This is a genomic window from Paenibacillus lemnae (genome assembly GCF_012933385.1).
Taxonomy (GTDB): Bacteria; Bacillota; Bacilli; order Paenibacillales; family Paenibacillaceae; genus Paenibacillus_AQ; species Paenibacillus_AQ lemnae.
Window position 1 is genome coordinate 261,871 of the sequence record NZ_JABBPN010000001.1, and the last position, 22,743, is coordinate 284,613.

22 protein-coding genes are annotated in these 22,743 nt (G+C 53.4%); 6 read left to right on the forward strand and 16 right to left on the reverse strand.

Going from position 1 to position 22,743, the window contains the following annotated elements; all coding sequences use genetic code 11:
• Positions 1-75: 75 nt before the first annotated feature.
• Positions 76-1,758 carry a hypothetical protein gene (locus tag HII30_RS01185; protein WP_169503090.1) on the reverse strand — a complete coding sequence of 561 codons (1,683 nt, stop codon included), beginning with the start codon at positions 1,756-1,758 and terminating at the stop codon, positions 76-78.
• 181 nt (positions 1,759-1,939) lie between these two features.
• On the opposite strand from HII30_RS01185, the gene HII30_RS01190 reads away from it, so the two are divergent.
• A complete protein-coding gene (locus HII30_RS01190; RefSeq protein ID WP_169503091.1) occupies positions 1,940-2,221 on the forward strand; it encodes a DUF6509 family protein in 282 nt (93 codons plus the stop codon).
• A gap of 53 nt (positions 2,222-2,274) precedes the next feature.
• Here the strand turns inward: HII30_RS01190 and HII30_RS01195 are convergent, their stop codons facing one another.
• The 5 genes from HII30_RS01195 to HII30_RS01215 all read right to left on the reverse strand — a co-directional run bounded on the left by HII30_RS01195 (position 2,275) and on the right by HII30_RS01215 (position 7,183).
• On the reverse strand, positions 2,275-3,531 hold the full coding sequence (locus tag HII30_RS01195) for a hypothetical protein (protein ID WP_169503092.1): 1,257 nt from the start codon (positions 3,529-3,531) through the stop codon (positions 2,275-2,277).
• Between the two features lie 163 nt (positions 3,532-3,694).
• The gene (locus HII30_RS01200; protein ID WP_169503093.1) at positions 3,695-4,522 is read right to left on the reverse strand and encodes a DJ-1/PfpI family protein; all 828 of its coding nucleotides are present in this window, start codon (positions 4,520-4,522) and stop codon (positions 3,695-3,697) included.
• Positions 4,519-5,325: an ABC transporter ATP-binding protein gene (locus HII30_RS01205; RefSeq protein WP_211184358.1), complete on the reverse strand. Its 807-nt coding sequence runs from the start codon at positions 5,323-5,325 to the stop codon at positions 4,519-4,521. The genes HII30_RS01200 and HII30_RS01205 overlap by 4 nt, the downstream gene beginning before the upstream one ends.
• Positions 5,322-6,371: a FecCD family ABC transporter permease gene (locus HII30_RS01210; RefSeq protein WP_169503094.1), complete on the reverse strand. Its 1,050-nt coding sequence runs from the start codon at positions 6,369-6,371 to the stop codon at positions 5,322-5,324. The genes HII30_RS01205 and HII30_RS01210 overlap by 4 nt, the downstream gene beginning before the upstream one ends.
• Before the next feature lie 14 nt (positions 6,372-6,385).
• Positions 6,386-7,183 carry an ABC transporter substrate-binding protein gene (locus tag HII30_RS01215; protein ID WP_343045044.1) on the reverse strand — a complete coding sequence of 266 codons (798 nt, stop codon included), beginning with the start codon at positions 7,181-7,183 and terminating at the stop codon, positions 6,386-6,388.
• On the opposite strand from HII30_RS01215, the gene HII30_RS21515 reads away from it, so the two are divergent.
• A complete protein-coding gene (locus tag HII30_RS21515; protein WP_246245950.1) occupies positions 7,149-7,442 on the forward strand; it encodes a hypothetical protein in 294 nt (97 codons plus the stop codon). The genes HII30_RS01215 and HII30_RS21515 overlap by 35 nt on opposite strands.
• A 188-nt stretch (positions 7,443-7,630) precedes the next feature.
• Here the strand turns inward: HII30_RS21515 and HII30_RS01220 are convergent, their stop codons facing one another.
• Complete coding sequence (locus tag HII30_RS01220; protein WP_169503096.1) at positions 7,631-8,032, reverse strand: disulfide oxidoreductase; 402 nt, start codon at positions 8,030-8,032, stop codon at positions 7,631-7,633.
• A 17-nt stretch (positions 8,033-8,049) separates the two neighbouring features.
• Positions 8,050-8,373 carry a c-type cytochrome gene (locus HII30_RS01225; RefSeq protein WP_169503097.1) on the reverse strand — a complete coding sequence of 108 codons (324 nt, stop codon included), beginning with the start codon at positions 8,371-8,373 and terminating at the stop codon, positions 8,050-8,052.
• 162 nt (positions 8,374-8,535) lie between these two features.
• Here HII30_RS01225 and HII30_RS01230 point away from each other — a divergent pair, with 162 nt between their 5' ends.
• Together HII30_RS01230 and HII30_RS01235 are read left to right on the forward strand one after the other, a co-directional pair.
• Entirely contained in the window at positions 8,536-9,351 is an 816-nt protein-coding gene (locus tag HII30_RS01230; protein WP_169503098.1) for a GNAT family N-acetyltransferase, read from the forward strand.
• Between the two features lie 65 nt (positions 9,352-9,416).
• Entirely contained in the window at positions 9,417-10,181 is a 765-nt protein-coding gene (locus HII30_RS01235; protein WP_169503099.1) for a TrmB family transcriptional regulator, read from the forward strand.
• A 65-nt stretch (positions 10,182-10,246) separates the two neighbouring features.
• Here HII30_RS01235 and HII30_RS01240 read toward each other — a convergent pair whose 3' ends face one another.
• From HII30_RS01240 to HII30_RS01265, 6 genes are all read right to left on the reverse strand, one after another.
• Complete coding sequence (locus HII30_RS01240) at positions 10,247-10,477, reverse strand: hypothetical protein (RefSeq protein ID WP_169503100.1); 231 nt, start codon at positions 10,475-10,477, stop codon at positions 10,247-10,249.
• A 297-nt stretch (positions 10,478-10,774) separates the two neighbouring features.
• Positions 10,775-11,971 carry an MFS transporter gene (locus tag HII30_RS01245; RefSeq protein ID WP_425495972.1) on the reverse strand — a complete coding sequence of 399 codons (1,197 nt, stop codon included), beginning with the start codon at positions 11,969-11,971 and terminating at the stop codon, positions 10,775-10,777.
• A 227-nt stretch (positions 11,972-12,198) separates the two neighbouring features.
• A complete protein-coding gene (gene trpS / locus HII30_RS01250) occupies positions 12,199-13,185 on the reverse strand; it encodes a tryptophan--tRNA ligase (protein WP_169503102.1) in 987 nt (328 codons plus the stop codon).
• Between the two features lie 403 nt (positions 13,186-13,588).
• Positions 13,589-14,467: an SDR family oxidoreductase gene (locus tag HII30_RS01255; protein ID WP_169503103.1), complete on the reverse strand. Its 879-nt coding sequence runs from the start codon at positions 14,465-14,467 to the stop codon at positions 13,589-13,591.
• Positions 14,464-15,555 carry a mannonate dehydratase gene (gene uxuA / locus HII30_RS01260; protein ID WP_169503104.1) on the reverse strand — a complete coding sequence of 364 codons (1,092 nt, stop codon included), beginning with the start codon at positions 15,553-15,555 and terminating at the stop codon, positions 14,464-14,466. The genes HII30_RS01255 and uxuA overlap by 4 nt, the downstream gene beginning before the upstream one ends.
• A gap of 56 nt (positions 15,556-15,611) precedes the next feature.
• A complete protein-coding gene (locus tag HII30_RS01265; RefSeq protein WP_169503105.1) occupies positions 15,612-16,289 on the reverse strand; it encodes an FCD domain-containing protein in 678 nt (225 codons plus the stop codon).
• A gap of 172 nt (positions 16,290-16,461) precedes the next feature.
• On the opposite strand from HII30_RS01265, the gene HII30_RS01270 reads away from it, so the two are divergent.
• The gene (locus tag HII30_RS01270; RefSeq protein ID WP_169503106.1) at positions 16,462-16,785 is read left to right on the forward strand and encodes a metal-sensitive transcriptional regulator; all 324 of its coding nucleotides are present in this window, start codon (positions 16,462-16,464) and stop codon (positions 16,783-16,785) included.
• A 317-nt stretch (positions 16,786-17,102) separates the two neighbouring features.
• Positions 17,103-19,547, forward strand: a complete 2,445-nt coding sequence (locus tag HII30_RS01275) for a heavy metal translocating P-type ATPase (RefSeq protein ID WP_169503261.1) — start codon at positions 17,103-17,105, stop codon at positions 19,545-19,547.
• A 950-nt stretch (positions 19,548-20,497) separates the two neighbouring features.
• On the opposite strand, the gene HII30_RS01280 is transcribed toward HII30_RS01275, so the two are convergent.
• Both HII30_RS01280 and HII30_RS01285 read right to left on the reverse strand, forming a co-directional pair.
• On the reverse strand, positions 20,498-21,541 hold the full coding sequence (locus HII30_RS01280) for an LLM class flavin-dependent oxidoreductase (protein ID WP_169503107.1): 1,044 nt from the start codon (positions 21,539-21,541) through the stop codon (positions 20,498-20,500).
• A gap of 215 nt (positions 21,542-21,756) precedes the next feature.
• A complete protein-coding gene (locus HII30_RS01285) occupies positions 21,757-22,593 on the reverse strand; it encodes a sugar phosphate isomerase/epimerase family protein (RefSeq protein ID WP_169503108.1) in 837 nt (278 codons plus the stop codon).
• Positions 22,594-22,743: the final 150 nt, after the last annotated feature.

Here is a 22,743-nt window from a genome sequence, read left to right on the forward strand (position 1 = left end):
GAAGAAACCGCTTGAATGGAGCAGCGGTCATCCCCTACCGTGTCACAGCATCCCCGCGCCAAGCGGCAGCATCTCCTACTCTGCCGCAGCATCTCCGCGCCAAGCCGATTCCAGCTGCTCCGACAGCGTAATCAGATGACGGATATAGGTGCCAGCCTGGCTGTTCGCCAGCGCTTCAGAAGGAGAGCCGTACGCCTTGCGGAGCTCTTCATTCATCTCCTGAAGCAGTGCAGACACTTGCGGGCGGCGTTCTTCCTGCTCTGATATGCGGGCGGTATCCACCACCCTGCCCGGGAACAGCGGGATGTTCCAGGCCGTAACGCTGGTCACATGTCGCTCTATGGCCTGCATCCAGGTCTGGGCCAGATCTCGATCTTCCTCCTGATAATAAAGATAGTAGTCATCCAGGATGTGCGCCAGATCATCGCCCCACACGGCCCGGCTGAACACGTAGCTGTTCATGCCAGTCGCCCACTTCCACGGATAGTCGGGATAACCGGGACAAGGGACGATGAGGTTCGTCATGCCATCAACGCCTATGCTCTGATAGAAGGTAATGTCCGCCGCAATTGTGGACGGGATACTTGGGAAGAGGGGCGAGAACATAAAATGATCGCTGTAATATTCGAACACCGTCAGCGTTCTTTCATGACGGTGCACCTCCTGCAGCCAATCCTGCAGGGCCCCTATTGCCCGCTGGTCATCTCCTGCCGGAGCGGAGTCAATTGGATGACGGTAATCACGGCCCCAGTAGGCCAGCAGGGTATCCGCCTGCTTCGCTCCTGACACATGGCTGCGCTCCAGCATATCCCATGCCAGGCCGGCATTATAGGCGATATGCTCTACTTCCAGCTGTGGCAGTGCAAGGCGCAGGTGGTTGGCTAGCCGGTCGGTAAAGGCCAGATACTGCTCCAGAAAGGCGCCGTCCTGCTTGGCAGGAAGATCCTCAGGCCAGAGGGATACGCGGGTCAGCCCCGGTACTTCCCGGCAGTAGGCAGCAATCTGGTCGAACACGGTTTCCTGCCAGCTGAGATCGGCATAATCAAGCTGCTGTTTGGCGGTATAGGGATGATCGGCAGACAGGCTGGTGTCTGCTTCCTGCGGCTTCAGGAAAAATTTCATGCTGTGCCCGCCCAGGGTCAGCTCAAGTCCTCTTTTGACAATTTCAGGCCCGGCCACATCCTTGATCTTGTCCCAAAGCGTAAAGGTAAAGAAAATCTCATTCGCCCGGTTCTTGGCCATCCAATCCACCATATCCACAATGTATGCCGGATCATAGAGGTTCTCAATGACAAATCCACGGCGTTTGAACAGCGGGGTAACCAGGCTTCGGCTCTTGGTGGGGTTCCCGGATTCATTCTCAGAAGCGCTGGGCTCGCTCTCCATCACCTGTGCTTTCTCTGGTGCAGAGACAGCCGGATTTTCACCCGGATAAATCCAGTGAATGCCAAGGGCCTGGCGGTAAGTCTCGTAAACGGCATACAGCACAGCCCGCGGAGAGGCTCCGCTCAGAATAATCCGCTCTGGAAGGATCTCGATATAATAGCTGTCCTGCATAAGGCCGGGTTTGGAGAGAGCTTCCTGCATGTGCGGCGCATCGGTTTGCAGGGTGATGGCATCCCAAATATCAATATGTATCGGAGTTTCCGGATGCTGCCCTGGAATCAGCCCAAAGCGCTCTTGCAGCGCGGTCCACTCCTGGGATGCAAATGTGATAACGGGATCCTTCGAGTGGCTGACGAGGTTGACATTGTTCACGGATATAGCCTCCTGTAGCTGCTACCGTTACGACAGCGCTTGTCTGGTTCGTGTATGGTTCATATTTTGACACCATTATAGCATGCCTGCTTCTTCCGAAGGGAGTTCTTTGGCCGATGTCCTCAAAGCCGCATGCTTGGTGTATAATAAGGGATAGAGCTTTTGATGAAAGGATGGTACCATGCTGGAAATTACCGAATATACGGCCGAATATATTAAAGATCCTTTTGGAATCCTGACCGGAAAAAGGTATGAGTTTGTGCTGGATCTGAGCGTCCCGGAGGACGACGAGCTGCACCAGGAGCACGGTGTGTATCTTCGCGTCATCTACCTTGCGGACGAGGAACGGATTGTGAAATATGATTTTTACGAACGGGTGACTGATCAATATTTGGATTTTGACATGGAGCCTGAGGAAGAGGAACAGCTGACGGCGTTTTGCAAGGAGCATTTGCCGGAGTAAGGGTTCAAGCAGGGGTAAACTAAAGAGACACCACAGTGGTGTCTCTTTAGTTTTTATGGAATTAGAATGGTCTTGTTATAATTATGCTCCTGCTGGGCTTCATCGGTTACACGTACATCCATGGTCCATGAACCATGGTCGATGATAAAGTTACCGTCAGCTTCATAAGTGTATTTATCGAATCCTTCGAATCCGTAAGGATCTGGCCCGCCTTCCATGTAAATCATAGGCGCCTCCCTCTTGTTTTGGTCATGCTGAAAGACAACTTCGGTTGAGTTTGGTTGTCCCATGCCACTTGGCAGCCAGATGCTTAAAGTGACATTCTGTTTTCCATCGCTGTGATCTCGAACTCTAAGCGTCATGTGCGCATCCTCTCCCATGACATGCCAGTAAATCGGCTCTTTGAGCATAGTGCTGCTAATAACAGGAGAGGGGCTGGTGACGGATATCAGAAGCACGAATATCATTAAACTTAATGTAAGTAGAAGACTTTGTTTATATTGTGAAAACCTGCTTGCCTCGTGATCGCCCGTCTCCTTCCAACGTCGGTAATCTTTTGCTGCGGTATAGACAATAAAGAGGCTTAAAGACATTTTGATCAAAAACATAATGCCATTCTGCCCGCTGATCCATTCTATCGACGTATTTGAGCTGAGTACTAATTCCAATAGGCCTGATAAAACAATGCAGCATAAAGCTGCAGTAGACCAGATCATGAATCTGTAGCTGTAGGATGCAATTCCGGGATGTGGAGGCTCAGTTTTCCATGATAATGCTGCATGGGTCGAGAGGGCTCCACCAAACCAGATAGCACTCGCTGTGATCTGAATACTGGCAGCCAGCACTGAGATCAAGCCCTCTAGTGACATGGAAGCTTGAATACTCTCTTCGTGCAAAAATATTACAAGGATTAATGCGCACAAAGCCCTCATGTAGTTCAGAAATTTAGAGTAAGGCTTCTCCTCCCATACAATTAAAAGCCATATGATTGCAAACGTTATTTTCACCAGGGTGAGTGTATTATTGGATGCTGTGAGCATGATGATATACAATGCCGCAATGGCCGCAGCCCGCTCGATTTTTAAAATCACGGACCTGGCTTTGTGTCCACCAGAAGCATTAGAGACAGGAGATATAGCAGCACGAAATATATTAATCCCTATAAGAATTATAATGGAGCCTATTTCTATCAAATCTACTAATTTTCCGAATAAATCCATCCATGCTAAGCTTCCTTCCGCATGAATATGCTCATGTCCGTGTGCGGACACTTGTCGTCCTGCAGCCAGTCCTCTGATGAAAACAAACATATTAGTCTCTCCCAAATATATAAGTTGTAAAAAAATAAGCGCCTGCCATGAGTCAGGCAGCGCTTATAATCAATGATGAATGCTCCATACCCGGCAAGCAGTTCTTTAAAGGAACCTTCACCTAAGCAGTACAGGCAGCCCGCATTCTCCCTTTGCAGTATTGCTATGATTGATGCGTACCATCACTGCGAAGTGCTAGTTCAAGTACAGCGTAGAAATCCCGCGCGAGGTCAGTGAGCCCCCGTCCGGCTTGGTCCGGGCTCCCGGCTCCTAGCGGCGGCTGCGGCACGTACTCTGCTCCGAGCTCGAGGAATCGGGCATACTCGTCGCCACGAAGCCTTGCCACCAGCAGCAGAGCGAGGTCCATCCCCGCAGTGACTCCAGCGGCCGTCATGAGATCCCCGTCGATGACAACCCGCTCATCCACGGCTTCAGCACCATATCCTTCTAGTAAATGGTGCATCGACCAGTGAGTGGTCGCCCGCCGTCCGGCGAGCAGTCCTGCCGCTCCGAGGGCAAATGCGCCGGTGCACACGCTAGAGACGATGTCGGACTTGGAAGCTAGCCGGCGAATATTTGCCATGGCAGCATGATCGGCAATGAGGACAGGGGTGTCACCGCCTGGGACAAGCAGGACCGTGGGAGAAGCCGGAGCGTTGTCCAACGTGGTAGTGGGGATTAGCGGCAGTCCACCGGCGCTGATCACCGGCACGCCCTTGTCACCGGTCGTCGCCAGGTGCACCGTCGCTCCCAGCATGGAGGCGAGGAAGTAATGTGGTCCGATGACGTCAAGCGTGTCAAAGCCCGGATGCAGGACGATGACGATATCCTCGTTTGAGGTGAATGTTACGCCCGGCCTTGCCGCAAGCGCATCATGTGCCGCGACAGAGCGGTCCCACGCCGCTTGAGCCGCCGGATTATCAGAAAGTCCTGCCGGTTGACCGTGGGTTGCTCCATCCAGGGCTGGTTTGATGTTATCTGTTCCTGTCATGATTTCAACTCCGTTTCGTGACCGTAGGCTAGCTGCATGCGTCCGGTAAGTGGATTGGTGATGCTTTGAGCCCGGATCCCGAAGACCTTAAGCAATAAATCCGGTGTCAAGGTTTCGCCAGGCGTTCCTGAGGCGACTACCTGACCTTTTGAAAGGATGACGAGGCGGTCGCAATATGCCGCGGCCAGATTGAGATCGTGAAGGGTTACCAAAGTCGTCACTCCCAGTGTTCGAACTAATGTCATCAGTTCAAGCTGGTGACGAATGTCCAGATGGTTTGTCGGCTCGTCGAGCACGAGAATACGCGGCTCTTGTGCGAGGGCGCGAGCGAGCTGAACTCTCTGCCGCTCTCCACCAGACAGCGAACTCATGTCTCGATTAGCCAAATCGTTGACACCTGCCCGCATCATCGCTCGTTCGATCGCGAGGGTGTCTTCCGGTTGGACGGAGGAGCCGAAGAGTGGACCGTGTGCAATACGTCCCGTTGCGACACACTCCGCTACCGTTAGTTCGAGATCGCTGGGTCCGTCCTGCACGACGGCTGCTGTCACGCGGGCCGCCTCACGCGGACGTGACTTCCAGACGTCGCGATCTGCTGCCAGCACGCGTCCAGAGGCTGGACGAAGCATCCGGTAGATGGCACGCAATACCGTCGATTTTCCGCTGCCATTAGGGCCGATGAGTCCGACAACGTTTCTCTCGGCGGACAAAGAGATTTCCTCGACGATCGTGCGTCCTGCGATCTCGACCGTGATCTTGTCGACGTAGAGTGCAGCGGCTTCCATACCCCCTTGAGTGCTCATGCTTCTCCTCTGCTGGATCGCTTCAGCATCCAGAGAAAGAACGGTGCGCCGATGGCGGCGGTGAGCAGCCCGACTGGCAGCTCAGATGGGGCAATGATCAGTCGTGCTGCAATATCGACCACGACGAGCAGCAGACCGCCGGCTAAAGCAGATATAGGCAATACCCACCTGTGGTCTGAGCCGACGAACATCCGGACGGCGTGTGGTACTACGAGGCCGACGAAACCGATCGCGCCGCTCACCGCAACGACGACGCCGACGAGAAGCGATGTGATTATAAACATCACCAGCCGGAAATGTCCGACATCCACGCCGAGACTTGCAGCGGTCTCATCGCCAATGAGGAGGGCATTGAGTATTCTGGACAGCAGAACGAGAACCAAGGTAGCGACGCCGAGAACGAGAGCAGGGATACCCAGGTCGTCCCAGTCTGCGGCAGCCAGGCTCCCGGAGAGCCAGGAGAGCACCTGGCTCACACCTTGGCCGGGTGCACTTGCACGCAGGACGAGGTAGCTGGTGACGGAGCTAAGCAGGTATGACATTGCAACGCCTGCCAGAATCAACCGTCCGGGAGTGACACGACCTCGCCTTTGCGCGAGCAAGAACACGGTCAAGGTTGCAGCGAGTGCGCCGCCAAAGGCCGCGATCGGGACGGTGACAGTGGTCAGAACGCCTATACCCAGCGTGAGCATCGCAACCGCTGCGACAGATGCGCCGGAGGAAATTCCGAACACAAAAGGGTCGGCGAGCGGATTGCGTACGACGGACTGAAGCACTGCACCGGCGACGGCGAGAGAGGCTCCGACGATGAGCCCAAGCAGGGCACGCGGCAGCCGGAACTCCCAGATGATTCGTGTCTCTACATCCGTCGCGGCGGTGGAGACGCTCCACGGGAGGATGTGCTCAGCGATCACCGATAATACCCGGTTCGGAGCGATCGGTACTGATCCTGTCGATACAGAGAGCACGACGGCGACGGCACATGCGATCATCAGGACGACGATGGTGTTCCGCCTTCGAACGGTGCCATTCGTGGGTGGCGCCATGTTCGGGACCAAGGTCACGACGCAGGCACCTCCAGATTCAAGTCAGAATGGATGCCATTTGCGATCTCCGTAAGACCTCGCATTACCGAGATAGACGCGTCGGTGTCAGCGACAGGGATCTCCACGAGTCTGCCATCCTTCACAGCAGGCAGATTGGGGAAATTCGTTGTAATATAATCGCTCAGGGTCGCGAAGTCCTGACCCTCAAAGGTTCCAATCAGAATTACGTCAGCGTTGGACGCTGCGAAATCCTCTTTACTGATATAGACGGAGTCGGCTGGAAATACGTTCTGTCCGCCGGCCTTTGCGATTGCATCGTCGTAAATGCCGCCAGCAAGTACGATCAGCGGTCCATCGCCTCCATTGTAAAAAGCGACCTTTTGAACGGGCAAGTCTTTCACCGCGTCGATAACCTTCTGCTTTTTCTCTTCCATCTGGGTAATGAATTCCTCCGCCCGCTCCGAAACGCCGAAAATCATCCCGAAGTCCCGCAAGGTGCGGTACGGTGTCTCAATCGTCATATTGAGAGCATCTGCCGAGCTGCACAAGTTGGACCCGTAGACCTGGGAGCCGCCCTCTTCGATCTGCTCGACCGAGGCATAGCCCTGCGAGGTATCAAAGGCGAAGCCTTCCAGGGACTGGCCGACTACGAGATCGGGAGCTTGACTGAGCAGAACCTCTTTTGAGGGCCAGCTCATGGAATTGCCGATCACGGGCAGTGCCTCGGCAGCTTTAGCGATGCTGTTGGGATAGGCGGCATAGTTACCCGCTACAGCGGTGATGCGGTCGTCAAGTCCAAGGGCGAGCATCATCTCGGTGGGCGCCTGCCACAGGCTGACTATCGACTCCGGCGCCGCATCGAACGTCAGCGTGCGTCCACAGTTCTCAATTGACACTGGGTACGCCGAAGCCGGTGAGGCCGTATTGGAGGATCCTGCGGAATTTGAAGCACTGTTTGCAGGAGCGGTTGTCTCCGGAGCGGGGCCGCCGGAGGAGCCGCATCCGGATAAGGCGATGACCGCAATGAATGCTAAAATAGGCAAATTGAACTTAAATCTAATCATGAAATAATCCTCCCAATACTCTGTTTCTATAATCTGCGCAGGATATGTATGACAACGAATCAACCGCTGACGCAGCTGTTGTCCTGTCTTCGAATATAGTATCTGAATTAATAATATAGATCTGATCGAATGGTAAAAATGACTAATAAGAGCTACCTTCTTTAACTAAGTGAATGATTTGTGACTAAATATTCATTAACGACGTGCTAACCATAAAGACAAAGCGATCATCAAAAAAGCTGTCAAGGCCAGCATGGGGATCGTTAACCATCCGAACCAGTTCAGATAGTCATCAGCACAGGATACTGCTCCACAAGCGGCGATGCCTGTATCGTGTGGAATTTTCTGAATAATGATATGATAAATAGATATACTTGCACCTACGAGTGGCAGGGGCATTATATAAGGAACAATGTGCGTTTTTCTTCGATGTGCAGCGATTCCTAAAATGATAACGAGTGGATACATGAAGATACGTTGATACCAGCATAGTTCACATGGTGTAAAATGCCATATTTCACTGAGAAATAAACTTGCACCTGTCGCGATAACGGCTGCCGTCCATGCTACATATAACCATGCGACTTTTCTTTTCATTATGCGAAATCTCCTTTTTATTGTTGATCTGACAACCATTCAGCTATAGATAAAATCTCATTTTCCTCTAGTCTTTTTTCAAAAGCGGGCATCCGCCCTTGTCCATTGGTAATAACGTTAATAATATCTTCTTGAGTGAGTTTGCTTCCGATTGTTTGCAGACCTGGGCCAAATCCACCCTCAAGCTGCCCCCCATGACAGGATAGACAGTTCTGCTTGTACGTTGCTGGTAAGGCTGAATCTTCTATACCAGCGTTTTCATTCGGCTTATCACCACCACAAGCCGTCGATAGTCCACACAGGATCAAAATACTGCAGTATTTCATAAATTTCTTTTTCATCGTTACCTCCAGTTTATATGGCTGTCCTTCTTGTTATAGATACAGTTTACGGATTATTAATTGTATTGGAATGACTCTATTGTGCTATATATGTGGAATAACTCATGAATGCGGGTACCCGCGTGAAATATTTATAATCATTTCATAAAAGGGGGAAAAGATATGTTTGTGGAAGCGAGGCCGGATGAGTTGTTCACGCAAGAGGACCGGTTTGGTGAGGACGAAGTGCCTTACAATCTGTTCTATCTGATTGCAGACCTGCCCGGTTCCCGCGCCGTCCGGTCACTGGACCATCGTATGTTCTATGCGCAGTCTTCAAACGGCGTGCCGTGGCTGTGGCTGGATCGGAATGTGCCGGATGCGGAGAAGCCGGAGATGATCCGGCAGCTGATACATTTTGTGGATGATGATGGACTGAAAGGGATCTGCAGCGGACCGGATAGTGCAGCTCTGTTCTCGGCCCTCTATGGAGAGCGCTATGGTGTTCGGAAGCAGCGGAGCATGAGCATGGAAGCCTATGCCTGCAGGGAACTGCAGGCGCCGAAGAGGGTGGAGGGCAGCATCCGGCCAGCCGTCTTGGATGATCAGATGACCATTGCCCGTTTTTTGGCGGATTTCTCGGAAGACGGCTATGGCCGCAGTGTGGATGCTAAAGCCCAGCTGGAGGCCGCGGAGGGACTGATCCAGAAGGGCGGACTGCACGTGTGGGAGGTAGAGGGCCGGGTGCTCTCCATGGCACAAATTGCGCACCGTTCTCCCCGTCATGGTCGGATTAATGCGGTATTTACGGAGCGGAGTGAGCGGGGAAAAGGATACGCTGCTGCCATCGTTGCAGACCTGTGCAGGATGCTCATGAAGGAATCTCTGATGCCGATGCTGTACGCGGATCTGGTAAACCCTTCATCCAACCGCTTGTACCGGAAGATTGGCTTTGTGCCGTCCGGGCGTATTGATGATATCCGCTTTTCTTCGGTATAAAACTGGTCAAGCGGGGTTTGCTTCGGTAACATAGTAGCAACTAGGAAAGTAAACAAGGAGGAGCCATGCTTCTACAATTCGGATATTCGCAGTATGAGAGCAAGGTATACGAAACGCTTGTCACCCAAGGGGAGGCGATGGATGCTTCCAGTATCGTGAAGCGGTCCGGCGTGCCTAAAGCGAAAATTTACGAGGTTCTGGACCGGCTGGTCGATAAAGGCATTGTCATGGACACCGTATCCGGCAAAAAAAGGACGTACACCGCGCTGCCGCTCGAAGCCGTCATCGATAAACTGACCCATGAATTTCAGGAAGATATCCGTCAGCTTCGGGATGTGAGTCTCAGGAAGACGGTGGTGGACGATCAGGTATGGAGCCTGAAGTCACACAGCTCGATTCAGGCTTTCTGCAGGCAGATGATTGAAGAAGCCCGCGAGTCGGTGCTGGTGTCGATGTGGAGTGATGAGTTTACAGAGTTTACGGAGCTGCTCAACCGGAAAGAACGGGAGGGTGTTCGGGTGGAGGCGCTGGTGACCGGGCATGATCATCCCGAGGTCACCCTGTCCAAGCTGTATGTGCTGAAGCCGACGGCAGCTCATGACAAGCTGGAACGGTTCATGCTGCTCGTGACGGATACGCAGCAGCTGCTGTTCGCCGGGGTAGAAGGAGGAAGCTGGCAGGCGATCCGAACGGGGGCACAGCCGTTTGTGAAGGTGTTCGCTGAGTTTTTCTATCACGACATGGCCCTGACGGCATTCAGCCGCAAGTACCCGGAGGAAATGTTCAAGGATGAGGAGATCAAGTCACTGCTGCTGCGGCTGCGTTATTAAAGGATTCTTAAGGGTGACGATAATAAAAAGACTTCCGCATGATCCGGAAGTCTTTTTAATTTGATCTATCCCAGGTAATGATGAAAACACCACACAACAAGAAACATACTTGCGACTCCCCAGGCTGTAGCACCCGCAATCCACCGAATGATGGATTTCGCTCGCGTTGAACTTTCCTCGCCTTCCGTAGATGCCGTTATAAAAGCGAGTTTGCGTTCCATCCCTTTTTTCATCGAAATGAGCACAATAAATCCCAAAAGTATGAAACCAACAGTCATCCAAAGTAATAAGTCCACCTTGTATACCTCTCTTTATCTGTGAATAACCCAAGCTTAACATACATTGTGATTTCTACGATACCGTTTGGCGGGAGATCCGAAGTCGCGCGCCGCCCAAACCCCGCCGCGTGGCGAGATGTATGTGGTTTTCCGCATACAATGGGGGCAAATCCCGCGCGTGCGCCGGAATGTATGTGGTTTTCCACATACACCTCTTGCAATGGCAAAAAGGGGCTGTCTCACAAAGATCAATGATCTTGTGAGACAGCCCTTTTTGAGATTCACAGCTGGGTGGTCGACATTTGCACGGCAGGCCTACACCTGCTCTGCCGGGACCGCAGCGGCGATCTCCTTCTGTACGTCACTGCGGCTTTTGCGGCTGAGTGAGAAGGCGGCTGTGCCGAACGCCAGGGCAGCGATCAGGCCGCCGACCCAAGGATTATTAGATACCGAGCTGTTTTCCATAACCGCCCCGCCGATCACGGAGCCGGCTGCGATGCCCAGATGGGTCATCGAGGAGTTCAGGCTGAACTGGGTTTCGGCTTGATCCGGCGCCAGCTCCAGCAGATAGGTCTGCATCGCAGGAGATATGGACCAGCTCAGGCCGCTCCACAGCATCATAAAGGGCAGGAATACCCAGAACGACACCTGTGAGGTCAGCAGCACCAGGAACATGGAAGCCGAGAAGCAGGCCGTGATCACAAGAATGGCCCGCTTGGTGCCGAATCGGTCAGAAATCCAGCCGCCAGCTCCGCCGCCGAACACAGCGGCAAGCCCGAACAGAAAGTACACGGCACTCATCACGTCAGGCGTGACCTGGAACGTGGTATCGACAAAAGGCTGCAGATACCCGTACAGCGTCAGATGGCCTGTAAGCATAAGCAGTGCAATCAGCTGTGCGGTAATGATCTTGCTGTTCTTCAGCGAAGACAGCAGCTGCCGCAGCGGCACGACAGGGCCGGGCGCCATGCGATTGGTGAACAGCGCCACACCGCCCATGGACACCAGTGTCAGCGCAGCAATGACCAGAAACGGTGTGCGCCAGCCGAAGGCATTGCCAATCATCATGCCAACCGGTACGCCAAGCACGAGCGATCCGCTAATCCCCATGTAGATCATGCCGATTGCGCGTCCCTTATGGGAAGCCGGCACCAGCGCAGCAGCCATGGAAACGGACAGCACCACAATGACCGATCCGCTCATCGCAGACAGGGCGCGTGCTGCCACGATGGCGGCATAGCTTGAAGTCAGCGCAACAATCACGTTGCTGATGAAGAAGACAGCGAGCATGTACAGATACAGCTTTTTGCGCTCCATGCGGGCTGTCAGGTTGATCAGAATCGGACCTGTAACCGCGAAGGCTACAGAGAAGATTGTAATAAACTGGCCTGCGGCGCTGACCGAAATGTTCAGGTCTTCTGCAATAAGATTCAGAATCCCGCCGACAAGCAGCTCCACCATCCCGACTACGAACGCAGCGATGGCGAGTATATAAACACGAAAATTCAACATGACACATCCTATCTATATATCAAAAAATAAAGTTACCACCATTATAGTAACCACCACCGAGTAAAGCAACCTTTTTCAGTCAACGGGGGAGTATAAGCACATATCCAGCAGGTTATACACCCTATGCCATTCCCCGCAAAAACGCCTCCCCTGTGATCTTTAGGATCATGTCCTGTTGGACCCGATCCGTCCGATCATGAGGGAGGCGCTCATTAATGCTTCTACAACTAAAATGTAACGAAACCCATAGCACGCTTGGCGGCAAGGAGCGTCTCATTCGCTTTTTCTGCTGCACGGTCCGCGCCGTTCTTGAGAATTCGGTCAAGCTCTTCAGAGTGGACCAGCTCATGATAGGTCTTCTGAATCGGCTCCAGCTTGGTAACGACAGCTTCGGCCAGCTCTTTTTTGAACGTTCCGTAGCCCTGGCCTTCATAGCGTTTCTCAATCTGCTCGATGGAGTCGCCGGAGAATACAGAATAAATCTCAATCAGGTTGCTCACCGCAGGCTTGCTCTCCCAATCATAGCGCACGCTCATATCAGAGTCGGTGACGGCACGGGAAAATTTCTTGCGGATGACCGCCGGATCGTCCAGCAGAGATACATAGCTGCTTTGGTTCGGGTTGCTCTTGCTCATTTTGCGGGAAGGATCGTCCAGGCCCATGACGCGCGCGCCAGTTTCCTGAATGATCGGTTCAGGCAGTGTAAAGGTTTCCCCGTATTTGTGATTAAACCGCGCCGCCAAATCCCGCGTCAGCTCCAGATGCTGCTTCTGGTCTTCACCGACCGGCACATGGGTGGTTTGATAGAGCAGGATGTCGGCCGCCATCAGCACTGGGTACGTGAACAGACCCGAACTGACCGTATCCTTGCCATCGGATTTGTCCTTGAACTGGGTCATCCGGCTGAGCTCACCGAAATGGGCCTGGGTTTCCAGCAGCCAGCTCAGCTCAGCATGCTGATGCACCTGGGACTGAAGGAAAATCACTGCTTTGTTCGGGTCTACCCCGGCAGCAATGTACAGAGCTGCGACATCACGCGAGCGCTGGTGCAGCTCCTTTGGATCCTGATAAACGGTGACCGCATGCAGATCCGGGATGAAGAAATAACAGTCATAATCGTGCTGCTGCGCCACGTACTGGCTTAATGCCCCGCTGTACCCCCCGATGTTCAGATCGCCGCTGGGCTTGATGCCGGACAGCATAATTTTGCTCATAACAATAACCTCCCTGAAATTAAAATAAAAAAACACTCCGCCCCTGTATTACAGGGACGAAGTGCTGACTCCGCGGTACCACCACCATTCGGCTTGTTACAGCCGCGCTTCACATGACGGGAATAGCCAGTCTCCCTAAAAGTGAGATAGGATTCCGATCACTTCTCCCATGATAACGGGGGAGTGCCGTCAAAGCCTACTGGGCGTAACAAGCAGCCGTTCGGTTTGAAGCGAAGGGACCCATTCATCTGCCGCATGGTACCGGACCTTTCACCAACCGCCGGCTCGCTAGGACCATAACGCATTCAGACTACTCTCTTCCCTTCATGGCTTTAGAGGTATGTCGATTACTTTCTATATAAGATGCCACAATATTGACGGTGAAGTCAAGATGCCGATGGCCTTAAACGCCGGAATACGCCATAAATCCGCCGTCGACAGGAACGACCGTGCCGGTGACAAAACCGGATGTCTGATGGTCCAGCAGCCAGAGCACGGTTCCCAGCAGATCTTCCGGTACGCCGAAGCGGCGCATCGGGGTATGGGCGATGATTTTGTGGGAGCGGTCTGTCAAGGAGCCATCCTCATGGGTCAGCAGCTTGCGGTTCTGGTCGGTCAGGAAAAACCCCGGCGCAATCGCGTTCACACGAATGCCTGATTCGGCAAGATGGACAGCGAGCCATTGTGTGAAGTTGTTGACCGCAGCCTTGGCAGCGCTGTATGCAGGCACCTTGGTCATGGGCGACGGGGCGCTCATGGAGGAGACATTCAGTACGACAGCGCCAGGACGGCCGATCATGCTTTTGGCAAAGACCTGCGTCGGAATCAGCGTGCCTACAAAATTCAGATCGAACACGCTCCGGAACCCGGGTACACTGAGATCGAAAAAGGTAGAAATACCGTCTTGATCGAGATCCTCCGTCCGAAAAATCTCATTACTCGTATTGGCATCCTTATGATTGCCGCCGGCCCCGTTAATGAGGATGTCACAGGGACCGAGCTGGCCGCGGACGGTCTGCTCCGCCTGTGCGACACTTTCGGCATCGGTGACATCACAGGTCACAGCAATAGCTGTACCGCCTGCAGCGATAATCTCCTCTGCAACCTCCTGGCCTTTGGACAGTGTGCGGTTCAGCACGGCTACCTTGGCGCCCTGGCGTCCAAGTTCCAGCGCCATGGCCCGGCATAGAACACCGGAACCGCCGGTGATGGCAGCGACTTTGCCTTTCAGGGATAGATGCTGTGGAAGCTGTTCATCGTTATCGTTGTGCTGCTGAGTCATGAGCGGCCAGCCTCCTTTTCTATGGCGGCTTTGGCTTGTTCGAGCGCGTCCCAGACACCCCACAGGTACATGATGCCCAGTGCGCGGTCATACAGACCGTATCCCGGGCGGCACTGCTCGCCCCAGATGTGGCGCCCGTGATCCGGACGGCAGTATCCGGTAAAACCATGCTCATGATAAGCCCTGACCACACCGGCAATATTGACCGAGCCGTCCTGGGTGCGGTGGGAGGTCTCGATAAAGTCGCCATTTTCAAATATTTTTACATTGCGGATATGGGCAAACGGAATCTGTTCATGGAACTCGCCGATCATGGCGATCAGGTCATTGTCCGGGTTCGCCCCAAAGGAGCCGCTGCACAGTGTGACACTGTTGGAGGGACTGTCGTTTAGGCTCAGCAGCCTGCGGATGCTCTCCGCTCCCGTCATGATGCGCGGCAGGCCGAAGATAGACCAAGGCGGATCGTCCGGGTGAATGGCCATTCGGATGCCGTGCTTTTCAGCCACGGGCACGACAGCTTCCAGGAAGTAAGCGAGATTGTCCCAAAGGTGTTCTACCGTTACACCGCTGTAAGCTTCGAACAGGGAGGTCAGGTGGACCAGCCGTTCCGGCTCCCAGCCCGGCATAGTGAGAGCACTGTTCTTGGTAATGCCAAGGACGAGTTCCATCGGATCGACCCCGTTGATTTTTGCTTTTTCAAAAAACAGGGCCGTGGATCCATCCTCCATCTCTTTATGAAGTTCAGTCCGCGCCCAATCGAAAATCGGCATGAAATTGTAGCAGATAACCTTGACGCCCACCTGTGCCAGCTTCTCAATCGTACGAATGTAGTTCTGTATGTAGAGCTCACGCGTGGGAAGTCCCAGCTTGATATCTTCGTGCACATTGACACTCTCGACAACGTCCAGATGAAGCCCGTACTTGTTCGCCTGATCACGAACCTCAATGATCCGATCCATGGGCCATTCTTCACCGGCCGGAACATCGTGCAGCGCCCACACAATGCCCTCCACACCGGGAATTTGCCTGATCTGGTCCAGCGTGACTGTATCATTGCCTTCGCCGAACCAGCGGAATACCATACGCATCTTATTACACCGCCTTTGTCGTTAAGTGGTTTATAAATGTCCTGCTGAATGATGGTTTATTTAAAATAATCCGGGTGTCTGTCTTGAAGTACCGATAGATTGGAAATAATCAGACTCAGGTGTTCATGCATGATGTTGTCCGCATAGTCACTGTCTTTTCGGCGGATCGCATCCACCATCTCCTGGTGCTGCCGTGCGAGGGAATCCCAACCGGGATCCAGAGACAGCCAGAGCATCCGGCTGCGGTTCAGGTGGGCATTCATCTGCTGAATAACATTCCACGTTCCCTGCTTGCGGCACCCTTCGAACAGGATCCGGTGAAAAGCTTCGTCCAGCTCAAACATCTCTTTGCCATCATGGCGCTCGATGCTTTCATGCTGCCGGTGCAGATTATCTTCAAGCTGCTCCAGCTTGTCGTCCGGAAAGCTTTCACAGGCCAGGCGGATCACAGCTCTTTCGAGCTGCTCACGCATAAACCGGGCCTCTTCGACTAACTCGGGATCGATCAGGGATACTCTTGTGCCCCGCTGCGGGAGCACGACCAGCAGACCTTCCTGAGCGAGCCGGACAAAGCTTTCACGGACGGGGGTGCGGCTGACCTGGAACGCCGTAGACATCTCCTTCTCGGACAGGGCCGTGCCGGGAGGAAGCTCCAGACTCACAATTTGCTGTTTGAGCAATTGGTATACGGCATTGCCAGCAGAGAGAGAAGCGGGCTGTGGCGGATATGACACGATATCACCTCCTGTTTTTCATACTACCATACTTGTATGGTAGTATGGTACTGGTTTTTATGGCTGAAGTGAAGACGATGGATGGAGGTTCCCTGATTTATATATGGATAGGGTGGGGGGCTATGTGCTACAATAAGTCATATCATAGTAAATAATAGGTGGGGATCAGACGATGTCTACAGAGAATCATCTGCATGATGACTGTGCGGTTCAGGATGGCCGGAAGAGCCATCATTCCGATAAAACCAAGAGCAACCTCATCAGCCGGCTCAACCGGATCGAAGGACAGATCCGGGGCGTTAAGGGACTAATTGAGAAAGACACGTATTGTGATGATGTACTGAATCAGATTTCCTCCATTCAGTCCGCGTTAAACGGTGTTGGAAAGCTGCTGCTGGAGCATCATATGAAGAGCTGTGTTGTTGAACGAATCCAGGAGGGCGACGAAGAGGTCATTTCGGAGCTGCTGGTGACGATGCATAAATTGATGAAGTAAGGATGAGTACTGCTTCCTGCTGTCTGTGATTTATAGCGGCAGGGAGCAGGGGTATGAGCGGTATAGTGTAGGGCAAGGTGCTCAGGATCATACAGCAGTGTATTTAGTGTATCTAGGGTATCTGGACGCAGTACCGAAACCATGGAATGGATCAAGGATAGTGGATGTACAAGGGATTAGTTGAAGGCGTAGGGACATCGTGATGCTGTTGTTATCCCGTTGACTTTTATAGGGTAGGGGGGTATTCTAATATTAGATATGTGAAGTGTTGGAGCAGCATACAAGAGATAATCTGAGCATAAATGAGGTGTGAAATCATGGGCAACCTGGATCAAGATCATCAGCGCAAACTGGAGAAAAAAACGATGCAGCTGTCGGGGATGACCTGCGCGGCATGTGCGAACCGGATTGAAAAAGGGTTGAGCCGTATGGAGGGCGTGCAGGAGGCCTCGGTCAATTTTGCGTTGGAGCGGGCCTCTGTGGTGTATGATCCGCAGTCGGTATCCGTTGAAGATATGGAGCAAAAAATTGAAAAATTAGGTTATGGCACGGTGAGTGAGAACGCAGATTTGACGCTCACCGGCATGACCTGTGCGGCATGTGCGGCCCGGATTGAAAAAATGGTCGGCAAAATGCCCGGTGTGGGGCGTTCCTCTGTCAATTTTGCGATGGAGACCCTGAGCGTAACCTACAATCCCGGTGAGGTCAGCATTCCGGACATTCAGCAGAGAGTTCAGAAGCTGGGTTATGGGGCAGCGCCCAAGGAAGAGAAGGGAGATGCTTCAGCGCACCGGGAACAGGCTGTCAAAAAGCAGAAGCAAAGGCTGATCATCTCGGCACTGCTCTCGCTTCCACTGCTGTGGGCGATGGTGAGCCACTTTTCGTTTACCTCCTGGATCTGGATGCCGGAGGTGTTCATGAACCCATGGTTCCAGCTGGTGCTGGCTGCACCCGTTCAATTTTATATCGGCGGTCCTTTTTATGTTGGAGCGTATAAAGCTTTACGGAACAAAAGTGCGAATATGGATGTGCTGGTTGCGCTGGGTACGTCGGCTGCTTTTTTCTATAGTCTGTATCTGACCCTGGAGTGGGCGTTGGCGGGAACGGAGCAGCATCACAGCCCGGACATGTACTATGAGACGAGTGCGGTTCTGATTACACTGGTGCTGCTGGGCAAGCTTTTTGAAACCCTCGCCAAGGGACGGACCTCGGAAGCGATCAAAAGCCTGATGAACCTGCAGGCCAAGACGGCGGTGGTTATACGGGATGGCAGCGAGGTGTCGATCCCGGCAGATCAGGTGCTGGTGGGAGACCGGGTAATCGTGAAGCCGGGTGAGAAGATACCGGTGGACGGAAACGTCGTGGAAGGGAATTCGTCGGTAGACGAATCCATGCTGACAGGCGAAAGTCTTCCGGTGGAGAAGCATACAGGGGATAACGTCATCGGGGCTACGGTGAATAAGAACGGGAGGCTGGTCATTAACGCTTCCAAAATCGGGAGAGATACGGCGCTGGCTCAGATTATTAAGGTGGTCGAGGAAGCCCAGGGCTCCAAAGCTCCCATTCAGAGGATTGCAGACGTCATTTCAGGCATATTTGTGCCAATTGTGGTAGGGATCGCGGCGGCGGCTTTTCTCGTATGGTATTTTGCGGTGACGCCAGGCCAGTTTGCTGGAAGTCTTGAGGTGGCGATTGCCATCCTGGTTATTGCGTGTCCCTGTGCGCTGGGGCTGGCCACACCGACGTCCATTATGGCCGGTTCGGGCCGTGCCGCTGAGCTGGGTGTTTTGTTCAAGGGCGGGGAGCATCTGGAGTCGACGCACAAAGTCGATATCGTCATCCTGGACAAAACGGGCACGGTAACCAAAGGAAAGCCGGAGCTTACCGAGGTTGAGGCACAGACGTGGATTGATGAGGCGACGCTGATGAGGCTGACAGGTGCTGCAGAACGCGGTTCCGAGCATCCGCTGGCGGAAGCGATCACAGCAGGCATCACCTCACGCGGCATCTCTTTGCCGGAAGCGGAGTCGTTTGAAGCCATTCCGGGATATGGGATTACGGCCGTGGTGGAGGGGCGGCAGGTGCTGGTCGGCACCCGCAGGCTGATGCTTCAGCACAGCGTGGAGATCGGCGGTGCCGAAGCACGGATGGCGCTGCTGGAGAGCGAGGGCAAAACAGTGATGCTGGCCGCAGTAGACGGCCGGTATGCCGGGCTGGTCGCTGCGGCGGATACGATCAAAGAAACGTCGCGGGAAGCCATTTCCCGTCTGAAAGGGATGGGCATTGACGTCATCATGATGACCGGGGACAATGAGCGCACCGCACAAGCCATAGCGAAGCAGGCCGGAATTGATACGGTGCGTGCCGAGGTGCTGCCGGAGGGCAAGGCTGAGGAAGTGAAGAGGCTGCAGCAGCAGGGCAGAATCGTCGCGATGGTCGGTGATGGCATCAACGATGCACCGGCTCTGGCGGTGGCGGATATCGGCATGGCCATCGGTACTGGAACCGATGTCGCGATGGAGGCTGCGGATGTCACGCTGATGCGGGGCGACCTGAACAGCATCCCGGATGCGATTGTGATGAGCCGGAAGACGATGAACAACATCCGTCAGAACCTGTTCTGGGCGCTGGGCTATAACACGCTTGGCATACCGATCGCGGCATTGGGCCTACTGGCCCCATGGGTCGCCGGCGCAGCCATGGCGCTAAGCTCGGTGTCGGTCGTGCTGAATGCACTGCGTCTGCAGCACATGAAGGTGTAAGTCTCTGCGGCCTCTGTGAGCGGAAGGAGCAACGCATGAAGGTGTAAGCTTGCAGTATGTGCGGTCAGCAGTGGTTGAAGCGCAGCTGAGTAGTATGAAGAGGCAGCAACGCTGTAGTATGTGCAGACAGTCGGGCGCTGAGGCAGCGAGCGTTAGTTGCAGCAGCGTGTGGTCGGAACCCGCAGGCTGATGCTTCAGCACGGCGTGGAGATCGGCCGTGCACAAGCACGGATGGCGCTGCATTATGCCGCGCATTGCTAAATTTGGGGGTGCAGCTTGTACATCTTCAAACGAACTGCATGTTCGTTTGAATTTGAGTCGGGTCATATCTACAGCTTCCTTGCATAAGATTGTTTTTCAAGCTTATTTCTTTAAAAAATAAGGCCATCGTCTCAATAAGCCTGATTTCCAAGCTTATTTGTGCACTTTACGTCCATTTTCTCATTCGCAGTCACATTTTCAGCTAGTTTAAGACTGTTTTTCAATCTTAAATATTACTTATAAGGTAAAACATGAGAAATAAGATTGTTTTTCAAGCTTATTTCTCATGTCCCTCGTGCCTGCCACATCTCCCGCTCTCAGACACAGCAAAATGCGGCCGCCCCAAAGACTCTTATGGGGGACAGCCCTTTGAGATCTGCTGCTCAGCGTGAGTATGGGGGTTGTTACATACGCCGGAATTGACGAGCGAGCTGCATGACAAGGGAGGCGCCCAACTACAGAGCCAGGGTAAATCATGTGCAAACAGTGTGACTACGGCAGCAATGTAAGGCACAGCAAAACTACGGCGCAGCAAAAAAACTGCCGGGAAGCTGGATCCCGGCAGTTTGATGAGGTGCGGATTGCGGACCTCTTATATATAGCACGACTATATAGCACGACGCAGCAGCTCTACTTAAGCTTACAGCACAGCGCTCCCCCGCCCGCCTATGGCGAACAGGCTAGCAACACTAACCCTTTACAATCTCCGACAGCAGTTCATAGGAGCGCAGGCGTGCCTGATGATCATAAATGGCGGAGGCGACGATAATCTCGTCAGCTTCGGTCGTCTCCATAATCTCATCTAGCTTCGCACGAACCGTTGCGGGGCTGCCGATGGCGGAGTAAGACAGTGTCCGGTTGACGATAGCCTGCTCCTGCAGGTTCCACTGATCTTCCATGCTGTCTACCGGCGGTTTGAGCTGGCCAGTCCGTCCTCGAATAATATTGAGAAACTGCTGCTGTGCCGAGGTGGACAAATACCGCGCTTGCTCATCCGTATCGGCACAGATCACGTTGACCCCAACCATGGCATACGGTTTGTCCAGCTCTTCCGAAGGGCGGAACTGACTCCGATACAGATCCAGCGCAGGGAGCAGATAATCGGGAGCAAAATGGCTTGCAAATGCAAAAGGCAGACCGAGCTGTGCCGAAAGCTGCGCACTGAAGCCGCTGGATCCCAGCAGCCAGATCGGAACGTCCAGCCCTTCGCCAGGTATCGCCCGGACCCGCATGGAAGAGCCCGAAGTTGGTTTAAAATAAGTCCGAAGCTCGCCCAGCCGGTCAGGGAAATCCTGACCGTCACTGGCTGCACCCCGGCGCAGGGCGCGGGAGGTCAGCTGGTCAGATCCCGGCGCCCGGCCCAGACCGAGGTCGATCCGTCCCGGAAACAGCGACTCCAGCGTGCCGAACTGCTCCGCGATGACCAGCGGCGAATGGTTTGGCAGCATGATGCCGCCTGCGCCGACACGGATTTTTTGGGTGCCGGCAGCGATATGGCCAATAACGACGGATGTGGCCGAGCTGGCGACACCCGGCATGTTGTGGTGCTCTGCCAGCCAGTAGCGGTTATACCCCCACTGCTCGGCATGCTGAGCCAGATCCAGCGAGTTGCGCAGAGAGATCGCTGCCGTGCTGCCTTCGGTAATCATGGATAGATCCAGGATGGAAACCGGTATATGTTGAAGCGAACTTGATGATGAAGATGGTGATGTATGATGTTCTTGTTCGTTCATGTTGAACCTCCTAACAGACAGATGCTGTATTGTAATACCTTAAACAATTATATACCTTGTTATGCAATAACCCAAAACCGACCCAGGCACAACACCATACATCATGACAAAAACCCGAGTGCCGCTGCTGGGCATTCGGGTTTCGCGTTATATTTTGATACAGTTCATCGATACATGAAAAGAGAGCTCGCACGGATTTACATCTTACCAAATGCTTACCCGCGCTGCATGACCTGCTCTCTGATTTGTTCAATATAAGCTTTGGAAGCCTGCATTTGCTCCGGTTTAGCCTCTTCCATAATAATCTGCACGTGTGGTTTATATTCGTGCAGCCGTTTCAGATACAGCTCGTAATTCATAATCCCGAGGCCGGCAGGCACCGTAACGAGCGAGCCATCCTCCGAGAGCAGCCGGTCTTTGGCATGGCCGGCGATAATACGGCTGCCCAGCAGTTCAAAAGCATGCTCAATGACCTCATCCTGGGCATGAATGTTGGATTCGTTCAGTAAATTGCCGGGATCGATCACAACACCGACGTTGGTGGATGGCACTTCGGACAATAACTGGTGGAGACTGTCAGCCGAGCCAATCAGATGACCATCAGCGGCTTCCATTCCAACAAACACGCCCCATTTCTCAGCTTCTTCTGCAAGCTCAGATAGGGTATCCCTCATGGCACTCCAGTCTTCGTAGGTATAATCCCCGCCTGGATTGACACCGCTTTCAGCTGCGACAATTCGGCATCCAAGCTGAGGCGCATACCGGAGCAGTTCTTTAAAGCGCTCGATATTCTCACGGCGAATTTCTTCATCACGATGAAACAGGTGCACATAACAGCCAAGGACCGATACCGACACACCATGCTGCCGGAATGCATCACCCATATCTTGAGCCAGACCGGGACTGAATGTACCCGCTTTACTAAAGTCCACATCGCTGACCGCTTTCCACAAAGCCAGCTGTACATGGCTGAATCCTGCAGCGGCCGTAGTTTCCGCCAGCTGCCGATACGGCAGACTCCCAAACAGATGGGCAAGAACGCCTACAGACATTTCCTCATCATCTCCTTTTAAGTAACCGTTGCTGCGTGGTTAAGCATTATCTAACCATTCCCTAACCATTGTACACGGTGAAGACCGAAAAAAGATATTGCCAGGGCAGAAACTTTTTCCTTATAATACATATAATCAAATCATTTGATT